General features: G+C 60.2%; 12 protein-coding genes and 1 rRNA gene. 10 read left to right on the top strand and 3 right to left on the bottom strand.

The window, feature by feature from the left end; all coding sequences use genetic code 11:
• Positions 1–51: 51 nt before the first annotated feature.
• Positions 52–1,044 (top strand): ABC transporter ATP-binding protein, encoded by a 993-nt coding sequence (locus AC2FMY_RS13240; RefSeq protein WP_496807501.1) that lies wholly within the window; start codon positions 52–54, stop codon positions 1,042–1,044.
• 3 nt (positions 1,045–1,047) lie between these two features.
• Here the strand turns inward: AC2FMY_RS13240 and AC2FMY_RS13235 are convergent, their stop codons facing one another.
• Positions 1,048–1,515, bottom strand: a complete 468-nt coding sequence (locus tag AC2FMY_RS13235) for a DUF1203 domain-containing protein (RefSeq protein ID WP_496807500.1) — start codon at positions 1,513–1,515, stop codon at positions 1,048–1,050.
• A gap of 123 nt (positions 1,516–1,638) precedes the next feature.
• Here AC2FMY_RS13235 and AC2FMY_RS13230 point away from each other — a divergent pair, with 123 nt between their 5' ends.
• From AC2FMY_RS13230 to AC2FMY_RS13215, 4 genes are all read left to right on the top strand, one after another.
• Positions 1,639–4,533: an error-prone DNA polymerase gene (locus tag AC2FMY_RS13230; protein ID WP_496807499.1), complete on the top strand. Its 2,895-nt coding sequence runs from the start codon at positions 1,639–1,641 to the stop codon at positions 4,531–4,533.
• 197 nt (positions 4,534–4,730) lie between these two features.
• Positions 4,731–5,348, top strand: a complete 618-nt coding sequence (locus AC2FMY_RS13225) for a cysteine hydrolase family protein (RefSeq protein WP_480748798.1) — start codon at positions 4,731–4,733, stop codon at positions 5,346–5,348.
• 122 nt (positions 5,349–5,470) lie between these two features.
• Positions 5,471–5,908 carry a hypothetical protein gene (locus AC2FMY_RS13220; protein ID WP_496807498.1) on the top strand — a complete coding sequence of 146 codons (438 nt, stop codon included), beginning with the start codon at positions 5,471–5,473 and terminating at the stop codon, positions 5,906–5,908.
• A complete protein-coding gene (locus AC2FMY_RS13215) occupies positions 5,905–6,774 on the top strand; it encodes a formyltransferase family protein (protein WP_496807497.1) in 870 nt (289 codons plus the stop codon). The genes AC2FMY_RS13220 and AC2FMY_RS13215 overlap by 4 nt, the downstream gene beginning before the upstream one ends.
• A gap of 130 nt (positions 6,775–6,904) precedes the next feature.
• Here AC2FMY_RS13215 and AC2FMY_RS13210 read toward each other — a convergent pair whose 3' ends face one another.
• Entirely contained in the window at positions 6,905–7,909 is a 1,005-nt protein-coding gene (locus AC2FMY_RS13210; protein WP_480748795.1) for a DUF1214 domain-containing protein, read from the bottom strand.
• Positions 7,910–8,095: 186 nt separating this feature from the next.
• Between AC2FMY_RS13210 and AC2FMY_RS13205 the strand changes: the two genes are divergently transcribed.
• The gene (locus tag AC2FMY_RS13205) at positions 8,096–8,503 is read left to right on the top strand and encodes a nuclear transport factor 2 family protein (RefSeq protein ID WP_496807496.1); all 408 of its coding nucleotides are present in this window, start codon (positions 8,096–8,098) and stop codon (positions 8,501–8,503) included.
• A 94-nt stretch (positions 8,504–8,597) separates the two neighbouring features.
• Here AC2FMY_RS13205 and AC2FMY_RS13200 read toward each other — a convergent pair whose 3' ends face one another.
• Positions 8,598–9,002 carry a DUF302 domain-containing protein gene (locus AC2FMY_RS13200; RefSeq protein WP_496807495.1) on the bottom strand — a complete coding sequence of 135 codons (405 nt, stop codon included), beginning with the start codon at positions 9,000–9,002 and terminating at the stop codon, positions 8,598–8,600.
• A gap of 148 nt (positions 9,003–9,150) precedes the next feature.
• Here AC2FMY_RS13200 and AC2FMY_RS13195 point away from each other — a divergent pair, with 148 nt between their 5' ends.
• From AC2FMY_RS13195 to AC2FMY_RS13180, 4 genes are all read left to right on the top strand, one after another.
• Positions 9,151–10,638 (top strand): FMN-binding glutamate synthase family protein, encoded by a 1,488-nt coding sequence (locus AC2FMY_RS13195; protein ID WP_496807494.1) that lies wholly within the window; start codon positions 9,151–9,153, stop codon positions 10,636–10,638.
• Between the two features lie 75 nt (positions 10,639–10,713).
• Positions 10,714–11,616, top strand: a complete 903-nt coding sequence (msrP, locus tag AC2FMY_RS13190; RefSeq protein WP_480748791.1) for a protein-methionine-sulfoxide reductase catalytic subunit MsrP — start codon at positions 10,714–10,716, stop codon at positions 11,614–11,616.
• Between the two features lie 4 nt (positions 11,617–11,620).
• Positions 11,621–12,217, top strand: a complete 597-nt coding sequence (gene msrQ, locus AC2FMY_RS13185; protein WP_496747980.1) for a protein-methionine-sulfoxide reductase heme-binding subunit MsrQ — start codon at positions 11,621–11,623, stop codon at positions 12,215–12,217.
• A gap of 671 nt (positions 12,218–12,888) precedes the next feature.
• Positions 12,889–13,267: ribosomal RNA gene (locus tag AC2FMY_RS13180) — 16S ribosomal RNA — on the top strand; the annotation flags it as partial.

Genomic DNA, 13,267 nt, shown 5'->3' with positions numbered 1-13,267 from the left:
TGTATTAGGTGCGTTTATGAGCGATGAGCCAAGCGGGGGCAAGAGCGACAAATGACCCAGGATGCAATCCGGATCGAAGGGCTGCGCAAAACCTATCGCGGCGGGCGCGGACAGCCGGAAAAACAGGCGCTCAAGGGCATCGACCTGACGGTGCCGCGCGGCTCGGTCTTTGGCCTGCTGGGCCCCAACGGCGCGGGCAAATCGACGCTGATCAACATCCTTGCCGGGCTGGTGGTCAAGACCTCGGGCCAGGTCGAGATCTGGGGCCACGATCAGGACCGGTTCCCGCGCCAGTCCCGCGCCGCCATCGGCGTGATGCCGCAGGAGTTGAACCTCGATCCCTTCTTCACCCCGCGCGGCGCCCTGGACGTTCAGGCCGGGCTTTACGGCGTGCCCAAATCACAACGCCGCAGCGACGAGATCCTCGAACTCGTCGGTCTGTCCGACAAGGCGGGGGCCTATGCCCGGACGCTTTCGGGCGGCATGCGGCGGCGTCTGCTGCTGGCCAAGGCGCTGGTGCATCACCCCAGGGTTCTGGTGCTGGATGAACCGACGGCGGGCGTCGACATCGAACTGCGCCAGATGCTCTGGGCCAATGTGCGCAAGCTGAACCAACAGGGCATGACCATCATCCTGACCACCCACTATCTGGAAGAAGCACAGGAGATGTGCGACGAGATCGCCATCATCAACCAGGGCGAAAAGGTCGCCCAGGACAGCACCGCCAACCTTCTGGGCCGCCTCGACAGCCGGACCATGGTCATCGTGCCCGATACCGCCATCTCCATCCTGCCGCAGGCCCAGGGCGTTCAGGCCGAGCTGCGCCCGGACGGCACGCTCGAATTGCAGTACCACAACCACGACACCAGCGCCGAACAGGTGCTCGAAGCGGTGCGCAGCGCCGGTATCCGCATCCGCGACGTGCGCACCGAAGAGGCCGATCTCGAGGACGTGTTCCTTGCCCTCACCTCCAGCCGCGCCGACGATCCGCCCGCCGACGACACCGCCACCCCTCCGGGCGGGATGCACCGGGTCAGGCTCTGAGCGTCAGCTCCGCTCGATCCGTGCCTGGTAACAGTTGTTGCGGGCCGAGCGCACATGGATATAGGCCACCTCGGGCCGTTCGAATATCCGCGCCACTGCCGCGCCGATCTGGTCGGTCGGCGTCACCGCACCGGTGCCATAGACGATCCGTTCGCCCGCGCTGTACCCCTTGATCAGGTAATCGGGCGATCCCGCCAGAACCTCGGGCATGCCGCCCCCATCCTCGTGCCGGTCGCAGGGCTTGGCGCACAGGAAAATCGGCCCGGTCTCGGCATATGGCTGCGCCTGGGCAAAGGGCCGGTGTGCCAGTATCAGCATCTCTTCGCCTTCAGGGATATAGCGCAGGCAATGACGGCACGGATTGCCGCCGCCCTCTGACACCGCGCGTTCCGGCGGGTTGCCATAGGCATCTGGCGCACCGGCCTGATAGGCGCGAACGTCTTCCGTGGTCATCGCAACGATCCTGAACATCTTTCGTCTCCTTCTTTCGTTGCTCCAAGATGCACGCGCCGCATCGCCGGAACGACCCGTTTCCTGCGCAATGGCAGGAAGGACTCGAAAAAGAACAAAACGTGAATATAATGGTGAATCGCCATGTATGCCGAACTGTCGATCACTTCGAATTTCACCTTTCTCACCGGGGCCTCCCACCCCGAGGAATACATGGAGCGCGCGGTGGCGCTGGGCCTGCCCGCCATCGCCATCGCCGACGACAATTCCGTGGCAGGGATCGTGCGCGCCCATACCCGCGCGCGCGAGATTGCCCGCAAGGTGCGCGAACGCCTGACGTGGGAGGGGCAGAATACCCCCATCGGCCCGCCGCGCCCGGATCATATCCCGAAACCGCCCTCGTTTTCGGTACATGCCGTGCCGCGTCTGATCCCGGCGGCGCGGCTGATCTTCACCGACGCCCCGCCCGTCACCGCCCTGCCGCTGAACCGGCAGGGCTGGGCCAGCCTGTGCCGGCTGCTCTCCACCGGGCGGCTGCGCGCGGAAAAGGGCGACTGTCTCCTGCAGCTGTCCGACCTGATGGAGTTTTCCGAGGGTCTTCACCTGCTGCTCTGGCCACAGGCGCAGCGGGGGCAGGGCGGTGCGGTCGGATGGGGACCACAGGCAGAGCGGCTATCGCGCCACTTTGCCGGTCGGATGCACCTGCTGCTCCACCCCCGCTACGACGGGGCCGATGCCGCCCGGTTTGCCGCGCTGGATGCCGGGGCGCGCGGGCTCGGCATCCCGACCCTCGCCAGCGCCGCGCCGCTGATGCATCACGGGCGCCGCCGCAAACTGGCCGACGTGCTGGCCGCCATCCGCCTGCGCTGCCGGGTCGACCAGCTGGGCCGCCGGGCGCTGGCCAATGGCGAACAGCGCCTGCGCTCGGGGTCCGAGATGCGGCGCATCTTCAAGGGCCACGAAGGGGCGGTGGCCCGCGCTCATGACCTCGGCCAGCAGCTTACCTTTTCCCTTGACGAACTGCGCTATGAATATCCCAGCGAGGGCAGCGACACCGAAACCCCGACCGAACGTTTGCGCCGGCTGGCCCATCAGGGGCTGGCTTGGCGCTATCCGGCGGGGGCGCCCGACCGGGTGCAGGACATGCTGGCGCATGAGCTGGCCCTCATCGCCAAGCTGAAATACGAACCCTATTTCCTGACCGTCCGCGACATCGTGCATTTCGCCCGTTCCCGCCACATCCTCTGCCAGGGGCGCGGCTCGGCAGCCAATTCGGTGGTCTGCTACTGTCTCGGCATCACCTCGGTCAGCCCCGAGATGGGCACCATGGTGTTCGAACGCTTCGTGTCCGAGGCGCGCGACGAACCGCCCGATATCGACGTCGATTTCGAACACGAACGGCGCGAGGAGGTGATCCAGCACATCTATGAACGCTATGGCCGCCACCGCGCGGGTCTTTGCGCCACCGTCATCCACTATCGCGGCAAGCGCGCCATCCGCGAGGTCGGCCGCGCCATGGGCCTGACCGAAGATACCATCTCCGGCCTCGCCTCCCAGCTCTGGGGCTTCTTTTCGACCGACGGGCTCGAAGCGCAGCGGATGCGCGAGATCGGATTGGACCCCGAAGACCGCCGCCTGAAACAGACCATGGCGCTGGTTTACGAGATCGTGGGCTTCCCCCGCCATCTGTCTCAGCACGTGGGCGGCTTCATCATCACCGAGGGGCGGCTTGACGAACTGGTGCCGATCGAAAACGCCACGATGGAGGATCGCACCGTCATCTGCTGGGACAAGGACGATATCGACAGCCTTGGCATTCTCAAGGTCGACGTCCTCAGCCTTGGCATGCTCACCTGTATCCGCAAGGCCTTCGACCTGATCGCCCAGCACCACCAGACCGACTATACGCTAGCCACCCTGCCGCCCGAGGACCCAAAGGTCTATGACATGCTCTGCCGCGCGGATTCGGTGGGCGTGTTCCAGGTCGAATCCCGCGCCCAGATGAACTTTCTGCCCCGGATGCGCCCGCGCAACTTCTACGATCTGGTGATCGAGGTCGCCATCATCCGCCCCGGACCCATCCAGGGTGACATGGTGCATCCCTATATCCGCCGCCGGAACGGCGAGGAGAAGGTCGAGTTTCCCTCGGACGCGCTGGGTGAGGTGCTGGGCAAGACGCTGGGCGTGCCGCTGTTTCAGGAACAGGCGATGCAGATCGCCATCGTCGGCGCGGGCTTCACCCCGGAACAGGCCGACCGGCTGCGCCGCTCGCTGGCGACGTTCAAGAAACACGGCAATGTCAGCGAATTCCGCGCCCTGTTTTTGCGCGGAATGGAACGCAACGGCTATGACCGCGACTTTTCCGAACGCTGCTTTTCCCAGATCGAGGGCTTCGGCAGCTACGGCTTTCCCGAAAGCCACGCCGCCTCTTTCGCGCTGCTGGTCTATGCCAGCGCCTGGATCAAATGCCACCACCCCGGCATCTTCGCCTGCGCGCTCCTGAATTCGCAGCCGATGGGGTTCTACGCCCCCGCCCAGATCGTGCGCGACGCCCGTGAACACGGGGTGCCGGTCCGCCCCGTCTGCATCAACGCCAGCTATTGGGACAACGTGATGGAACCCGACGGGCGCGGCGGGCTGGCCCTGCGGCTGGGCTTTCGCCAGATCAAGGGCCTGGCCGAGGAGGACGCAAGCTGGCTCACCGCCGCGCGCGGCAACGGATACCAAGAGGTTCAGGACGTCTGGCGCCGTGCGGGCCTGTCCCCCGCGGTCATCGAACGGCTGGCCGAGGCCGACGCCTTTGCCGCCTGTGGCCTCAACCGGCGCGAGGCGCTCTGGGCCGCCAAGGCCATCGCCCCCGCGCGCCCCCTGCCGCTCTTTGCGCAGGATATCGAAGGCGAGGCCCTCTCCGAACCCGCCGCCCACCTGCCGCAGATGTCGCTGGGCGAGGAGGTGGTCGAGGACTACGTCGCCCTGCGCCTCAGCCTCAAGGCCCACCCCGTCGCCCTCCTCCGCCACCTGCTGACACCGGGGGCGTGAGGGTGTGGGACGGAGGCTAATCCGACTGCACAGTCCCCTGCAGCCCATCTTTCAACCGCAGGCAAAGCCTCACAGATTTGCGGTTTTGCCCGTTGGTCGGTACCACCCGAAGTCAGTTTTTCTCAATAAAACTTGACCGAATCGGTTCTTTCGGCGAGCATAAAAATCGTTAGTGTACAAACAACAGGGAGAAGGCCATGATTGACCCCAGAAGGAGTGCCGTAATTCTCGTAGACATGGCTCATGAGTTTATTGAGCCGGGATACTTTATCGCTGACGCAGGAGGACCGGACTATCAGGCCCGCGCAAAGGCTATCATTCCGCCCATGCAAAAACTCCTGGAAGGTGCCCGAAAGGCAGGCGCGTTGGTTTTGTACTCAACGGACGAGCATACCCCGGATGACCTCGAAATGAGAAAGTGGCCGCCACACTCGATGAAGGGAACCAAATCGGCCGAGATCGTGCCGGAGCTGGCAATGAAACCCGGCGACCTTAGCGTCCCAAAAACCACATACAGCGGATTCCAATGTTCCGATATGGAAAGCCTTCTTCGGTCCAAAGGCATTGATACATTATACATCACCGGCCTCCACACGGACTGTTGTTGCAGGCACACGTCGGGCGACGCTTTCCAAAAGGGTTTCAACCTCGTCTGGGTCACTGACTGTTTGCAGGCCTTCACCCAAGAGGGCCATGACAGTGGTCTCGAGTATTTTGAAACTTGGTATGCGACGGACCCGGAAAACCAGTTCCTGACCGCAGATGAAGTGGTCGCGCAGTGGGAAGAAGCAACCACCTCTGCCACAGCGGCATAGCTTGCAGCCCACCAAACGCCAGCCGACCGTCGCCCGCGAAGGGGTCCGCCTCAAGACTGATACTTGAACGGACACCGTGATCCTCTTGTGCTAGGATGGGGCCGAGCGGCAGGAGGCGAAACATGCGACGTTTTGCGATCATATTCCTGAGTCTGGGCGTTTTGCCGGGGCTGGCGTTTGCCGAAATACGGTGGCCTGATCCGGACATCCCGGTACCGCCCCGGGTGCGGGATTTCATTGCGACAGAATGCAACCGTGCAAGCGGCGCGTCCGAGGAATCCGTCACCGCGTGCGTTCGGGCCGAGCGTTACGGCTACCGGGCCGTGGTCACCATGCTGATGCAGGACGACATCGGCGAAAGGGCCGCCGAACGGTATCGCGCCTGCACCGGCGGGCTTGGCGCGCTGGGCGGAAAGTTCTACCGCCGCAAAGCCTATTGCATCGGCAAACCGCTGCAGATCGTCTGGCGCTTCGAATTCCTGCAAAAGGCGGCGTTCGGGAACAGTACCAGGATCGCCGAAGCCGGGCAGGGTTCCAGTCAGGGGGCTGACCTCAGATGACGACGGCCTTCGATCAACAGCGGCTGAACCGAAAGCTGCGTCACGATTTGCCGGGGCGGGTATTTCAGGACATTCCCGGATCTCGATGGGGTGAATTGATACTGCCCGCCGCGGCAGAGGCCAGAGCACGCGATGAAGCCAGACTTTCTGTTCTGGCCGTCGCCGCGTATCAGTTCGGGGCACGGATGCTTGAGTCTTTAATTGCGTTCGAACGGGCGCGGCCCAAAGACCTGCGGCTTGTCGCGGTCTGCACCGACGACGCGGTCGAAGAGTCCGCCAAGCTCAGCATGCACAAACGCCTCTGGCGATTCTTCGACGCACATGAGCGGTTCGAGATGACGGCCGAGGTCATTGAAACCGGGCTTCAGGCCGGTCTGTCCGTCTATACCGGCGAACTCAAGATCGACTGGTTCCGCCAGCAACTCAAGACCTGGGCGCCTGACCTCATCCTCGTCTGCGGCTGCGGTCAGCTTTTTGACGATGGTCTTTTGTCGGTGCCGAAATACGGCGTCATCAATTTCCACCCCGCCGACCTGCCAGGGGGGCACGGCGCGGGGGCGCAACCCTTTCGCGACCTGCAGGACCGTGACGATCCCTGGACCCGCATGACCATCCACAAAATGACGACCGAACTCGATGCAGGTCCCGCAATCGGTGTGTCCTGCCCGGTCAACATCGGCAACGCGCAGGGTCACGTCACGGCAACCGGCAAGCAATTTGTGGATCGGATGTCAGCCTGCGTTCCGGAACTGACCAGTGTCCTGATTGACGCTGTGTTGCGAAAGAACGGTCCGGTCGATGCCGTGGATTTCGAAGCCAGGCTGTCGGACGATCTGATCCGACAGATGGCGGAACCGACAACCTGACAGGTAGACACAAAGGGAACGGGTTCACCGACACCGTATTTGAGCCGTTGATCGGGACTCCGCCAGGCACTGAACCTGTTGCTCGATGAATTCAACGATCTGCCTGTCACACCATGCCGAATGCGGATGATCACCCAACGGGTTCGATCTCGGGGAAGGTCCAGCTTCCGTCAAGGATTTCCTGCCGTGGCTGATACAGGCGCACCGTATAGTTCCAGCCGGGCGTTATCGGGATGCAGTTCACCCGCCCGTCGTCACAACCGCCAAAGTGCAGGGTGTAAGACCCGTCATCGTTCGGCATTGCCGATGTGTTGTTGAAGCTGTTGCGCCCAAGTGCATTTGGTTCCAGATAACCGTCCGCGTTATAGACCGTGACAGACCAGAACGCGTCGACCGGCACATCCCTGACCGTGACCGCGTGCGGAATGGTGCCGTCATTCGCCTCAACGCTGCCGATGACGGCAGAGGCCGTCGTGGCCGGTTGCCCGGCCCAACCGGCAATCGCGCCGACCATGTGGTCGATGGGGTCGACCTCGTTCCTGCGGCCAAAGGCGCGGCTGACGTCAAATCCGACTGCGCTGGCCAGATCGTTCACCGCTTTCCGCGCCTGGGCCAGACTTTCAAGATCCCAGTCAGGTGCATCGAACGGGCCGTCGCCTCCGCCGCTCAACGCGATGGCATCCTGCATGTCGTGCGCCACAGACAGATCACCAGGATTGGCCGCGTCGACAAAGGTCCGGAACAGGACAAAGGCAAAGCGCGTGCCCACCTCGTCTTCGGTCAGTTCATAGGTCCCGGGCGTTGCCTCGACGTAACTATAGTGATCCTGGTTGATCACCAGCATGGATTGAAAGCGGCCATCGGCGTTGGGCAGCGTGATTGTCACCGGTTTTGAGAGATCCAGCACGACGGCCGAATAAAGCGTGTCCTGATTGGCGCGGATGATCGGTTGCGGGTTTTCCGCCGATACGGGATTGCGCTCGTGAAGAATCTCTCCAATGCCTACGCCGTTGCTCGCCAAGTTGGCGCGGATCATGGTATCGGATTCGGCCCGAACAAGGTTTCCGATCGTAACGTTCTCGGCAAAGCCGAGGGCAGGGGCACAAATCGCAAGCGCGATCAGGGGCAGTCTCATCATCGTGAATCCTTTCTGAAATACAGGCCATGGTTTCCAAAAATCACCCGGACCTTAACGCAAGGCCCCGCAATTTGCCTTGATCTCAATCATCGCCGCGCTGGCGGGCTTGGCGTCGCAGGTATCGCGCCGGCACTGAACGCGACATGCGTGGCATTCGCGCCGTGTTTGGCCTAAACTCTCTCCATGTCGAAAACCGAAGCCAACAAGCGCCGCCTGCGCGAGGCGTTCCGGCCATGGGAAAGCGGCGACAGCCGACCGTTCTTTGACATGATCGCCGACGACGTGACCTGGACAGTGATCGGCACCACCTCTGTCTCTGGCACCTACCACTCCAAACAGGCGCTCATCGACAACGCGTTTGGCCCGTTGCTGTCCATTCTCGACGGGCCGCTGAAGACGACATTTGTCGATCTTGCGGGCGAGGGCGACAAGCTGTTCCTGCGCTTCACCAGCCGCGGCGTGACAACGACCGGCATCTGCTATGACCAAACCTATTGTTGGGCGATGGTCATGCCCGGTGACCGGATCACCGAAATCACCGCCTATCTCGACACCGACCTGCTGCGCCGGGTCTTCGAGCCGCCGGATTGAGGTTGCGGCATCGGGCTTACGCTCGGATTCTCTTGTACATTTCGCACAAGAGGGGTCCCGAAGCCGGTACAATTCGTACAGATCGCGGGTACATCTAGTCGCCGACGGCATCCCGCACGATTCCGTCCAAAAACGCCTGAACCTCCTGCATCGGGCCTTCCGGGAAACTCCGGTAGCCGACAATCACCTCTCCTGGCTTGTCCGCCAACTCGGCGACAAAGATGTCATAGGGGCAAAAGGCGATGTTCATCGGGTCGGCCTCCATCACCTTGCGGGACAGGGAGGCAGAGCAAAACGAATAAACATTTGCCTTTGTAAACAGAACCTTGTCCGATCCCACATCTTCGCGCGTGCGCTCCAGCATGTCACCGACATAACTGATATGGTCGACCACCAGCCCTTGACCCACGATGGCGCTTTCCACCGCGAAAGACACATCGTCAAAGCTATCCGGGGTCGCGTAACTCACCATATCCTGTGCCTGAGCTGTCTGAGTCATCAAAATAAGGCTTGTTGTCAGGAAAAACTGTTTCAAAGTCATTCTCCTTTTGTGATCAGTCGTGGCTTGCCACCTGGCATTCCAATGATCAGTTTGAGCTGAAATTTCGGGCCGTCCTTGCCCCACATCAACATATCGGAGTTTTCGCATGGGTTTTGCGATGAATGCAATCGAAGTAATGGCCTTTGCCTTTGCAGCAACAGTAGGTCTCTTCGTGCTTGCCGCCTTTGTCCTGTTCTGTATCGACCGGTTCCAGACCACGGATGCGATCCGCAGGAATTATCCGATTATCGGAAGATTTCGTAATATTTTCACAGAATTAGGAGAATTCTTTCGGCAATACTTCTTTGCCATGGATCGCGAAGAACTTCCGTTCAACAGGGCACAAAGGGATTGGGTCGGTCGCGCCTCGGGCGGCAAGGACAACACCGTTGCCTTTGGCTCAACCCGCAATCTCAGCATTCCGGGCACGCCGATTTTCGTCAACGCGCCCTTTCCCACGCTGGACGACGACGCCGCAAAAACCGCGCCGCTCCTGATCGGCCCGACCGCGCGCGTCCCCTATCTCGCGCCGTCATTCTTCAACATCTCCGGCATGAGCTATGGAGCCTTGTCGAAACCCGCCGTGCAGGCGCTGAGCTATGGCGCAAAGAAAGCCGGGATCTGGCTCAACACCGGCGAAGGCGGCCTCAGCCCCTATCACCTGCAAGGCGGTTGCGACATCGTTTTCCAGATCGGAACCGCAAAATATGGTGTGCGCGACGAACACGGGTTGCTCAGCGATAACAAGCTGCGTGAAGTGGCCGCGAATGACACTGTGCGGATGTTCGAGATCAAGATGGCCCAGGGGGCCAAACCCGGCAAGGGCGGCATCCTGCCTGCAGCTAAGATTACCGAAGAAATCGCCTCCATTCGCGGAATACCCATTGGGCAGGACAGCCTGTCGCCGAACCGGCACCCCGACGTTTCCAATATCGAAGATCTGTTGAACCTGATCGTACGGGTCCGAGAAGTCACCGGCAAGCCGGTGGGAATCAAGACCGTGGTCGGAACCGAGGACGTGTTTCGGGAATTCTTTGCGGCAATCAATGCGCGCGGTACCGACTGCGCCCCTGATTTCATAACCATCGACGGCGGTGAGGGCGGCACCGGTGCGGCGCCGATGCCGCTGATCGACCTCGTCGGTATGTCCGTGCGCGAGGCTTTGCCCCTGATCACCAATCTGCGCGACGAACACGGTCTCAAGGACCGTATCCGGATCATTGCCAGCGGCAAGCTGATCAACCCATCGGACGTCGCCTGGGCTCTGGCGGCCGGGGCTGATTTTGTCACCTCAGCGCGCGGATTCATGTTTTCTCTGGGATGCATCCAGGCCCTCAAATGCAATCGCAATACCTGTCCCACGGGAATAACCACCCATGATCCACGCTTTCAGAAAGGGCTTGTCCCGCAGAAGAAAAGCAAACGCGTGGCGTCTTATGCCAAAGAGATCACTCACGAAGTGGAAATCATTGCGCATTCAGTTGGTGTAAGTGAACCGCGCCAGATGCGCCGCCGCCATGTCCGGATCATGCAGGACAACGGGCGCTCGATTCCCATGAACGAGATTCTCCCAAGTTACAATTCCATGCCGTGAATGTGAGTGGAGTTGCTTTGCGCACTTGATTGATCACGCCTAAATCGAAAACATGTGAATTGACCGGAGACTGAAATGGCCCATCGCTGGCAAAATGACCTGAGCCTCACTGATGTGACCCCCGAGGCTGCGTTCCTGAACCGAAGACGGTTTATCGCGGGCGCCGCGGGGCTTGGTATCGCGGCCACACTGGGCCGTCCTGCGGCAGCGGACGCGCTAGAGCCGAACAGCTGGGAAGAGATCACCGGTTATAACAACTATTATGAATTCGGCACCGGCAAGGGTGACCCGGCAGCTTATGCAAGCGTTCTGACCACCGATCCCTGGACGATCAAGATTGACGGTTTGGTGGACCGACCCGGAGATTACTCGTTCAAGGATGTGATGTCCGAAATGACGATCGAAGAACGTATCTATCGGTTTCGCTGTGTAGAGGCGTGGTCCATGGTGGTGCCCTGGAACGGATTCGAACTGGCCGATCTGCTGAACTTGGCAGGCGTGCAGGAAGGTGCGAAATACGTGGCCTTCGAAACCCTCTATCGTCCCGAAGAGATGCCTGGCACGCGCTACCCGGTGCTCGACTGGCCTTATCGCGAAGGATTGCGGCTGGACGAGGCGATGCACCCGCTGACATTGATGGCCACCGGTATTTATGGCAAACCGTTGCCCAATCAGAATGGCGCGCCTTTGCGGCTGGTTGTTCCATGGAAATATGGCTTCAAGTCGATCAAGTCGATCGTGCGGATCACCCTGACCGACGTCGAGCCACCTACCAGCTGGAACATGTCCATTCCGAACGAGTATGGCTTTTACAGCAATGTGAATCCAAATGTGAATCACCCGCGCTGGAGTCAGGCGACCGAACGTAAGATTGGCGGTGGACTGTTTGCCAAACGAGTGCCTACGCTTATGTTCAACGGCTACGAACAAGAGGTCGCGGGACTTTACGATGGTATGGATCTGGCGAAATACTTCTGACGCCATGGATGTTCTGAACACATATCTCCGCCGCGTTCCGGTGTGGCTGATCTATCTGGTCGGTGTGTTGCCCGCGCCTTGGCTCCTGTATCTGGGTGCCACCGGCGGGCTTGGGGTCGAGCCAATCAAGGAGTTGGAGCACAAACTGGGCGAATTGGCGCTGCAATTGCTGATCGCCGGTCTGGCTGTGACGCCTCTACGCCGTTGGCTGGGGCTGAACCTGATGAAGTTCCGGCGCGCCATAGGGGTGCTCGCCTTTTACTACGTGTGCTGCCATCTGCTGGTCTGGCTGGTTCTGGACGTGCAGATCCTGACCCAGATCTGGGCGGACATCCTCAAGCGACCCTACATCACGGTCGGCATGGCGGGCTTTGTCCTGCTGCTGCCCTTGGCGGTGACATCCAACAACTGGTCGGTGCGCAGGCTGGGCCCCAAATGGCGCGGATTGCACCGACTGGTTTACCCCGCAGTATTGCTTGGAGTTGTGCATTACGTGATGCTGGTGAAAGGTTTCCAGATCGAACCTCTGATTTATCTGGGTCTCGTGACCGGCCTGTTACTGTTGCGCTTGTCGTCGGGTCGAAAGAGGGCTGTTGCCTGACCGGTGAATCAAGCCCTTGAACTGGCGCCCCCCCCCCGCGAGTCTGTGGATAACCTTGGGCGAGTCCGATTGTTTGGGGTTTTGTTTTGTTATTTTTTGGGATGTGTGTTTGTGGTGTTTGTTTTTTTGGTTTGATTTGGGCGGGTGTATTTCTTGTAAGGTGTTGAAAACAGGTTGATTTATTGGGGTTTTGTATTTTTTTTGGATTTTGTTGATTTTGTGCTTGCGGTGATTTGAGGTTGGGCCTAGAACGCCCCTCACCGGCGGCGCTGAGGTGCTGTTGGGGGGCTGGATGGAGCGGCTGGGACGGATTGAGTTCTGGATTGGCTGCGAAGCGAGGCGACAAACTGAGGCGATGATGGGCGGGTTGCACCGGGAATTTAGGGTGCGCCGGTTGGTTTTTGTCTCTGGGTCTTTCGGGGCCTGTGTTCTTTGACATTGATGGATAACTGAAGAGATATGTGGGCGGTTTGGTCTGTTTCGACGGATTGAATGTCTGTATATCGCGCTCATAGGGGAGACCCGATGATTGAGTGTCAGCTTCACTGTTTGAGTGGTTCACTGATTTCTTAGGAGATCTGTGTACATCAAACAGATGACTTCATCTGGTTTAGCCACCAGATGAGATGTGCAGAGGTTCGAACGTCAAGGACAAGCATGTAAGTGCTTTTCAACTTGAGAGTTTGATCCTGGCTCAGAACGAACGCTGGCGGCAGGCCTAACACATGCAAGTCGAGCGCGCCTTTCGGGGTGAGCGGCGGACGGGTTAGTAACGCGTGGGAACGTGCCCTTCTCTACGGAATAGTCCCGGGAAACTGGGGGTAATACCGTATACGCCCTTTGGGGGAAAGATTTATCGGAGAAGGATCGGCCCGCGTTAGATTAGGTAGTTGGTGGGGTAATGGCCTACCAAGCCTACGATCTATAGCTGGTTTTAGAGGATGATCAGCAACACTGGGACTGAGACACGGCCCAGACTCCTACGGGAGGCAGCAGTGGGGAATCTTGGACAATGGGGGCAACCCTGATCCAGCCATGCCGCGTGAGTGA

This window comes from Ruegeria sp. YKSE079 (assembly GCF_059612845.1).
The sequence above is the reverse complement of the archived record's forward strand: the minus strand, read 5'-3'. Positions and strand labels throughout refer to the sequence as shown.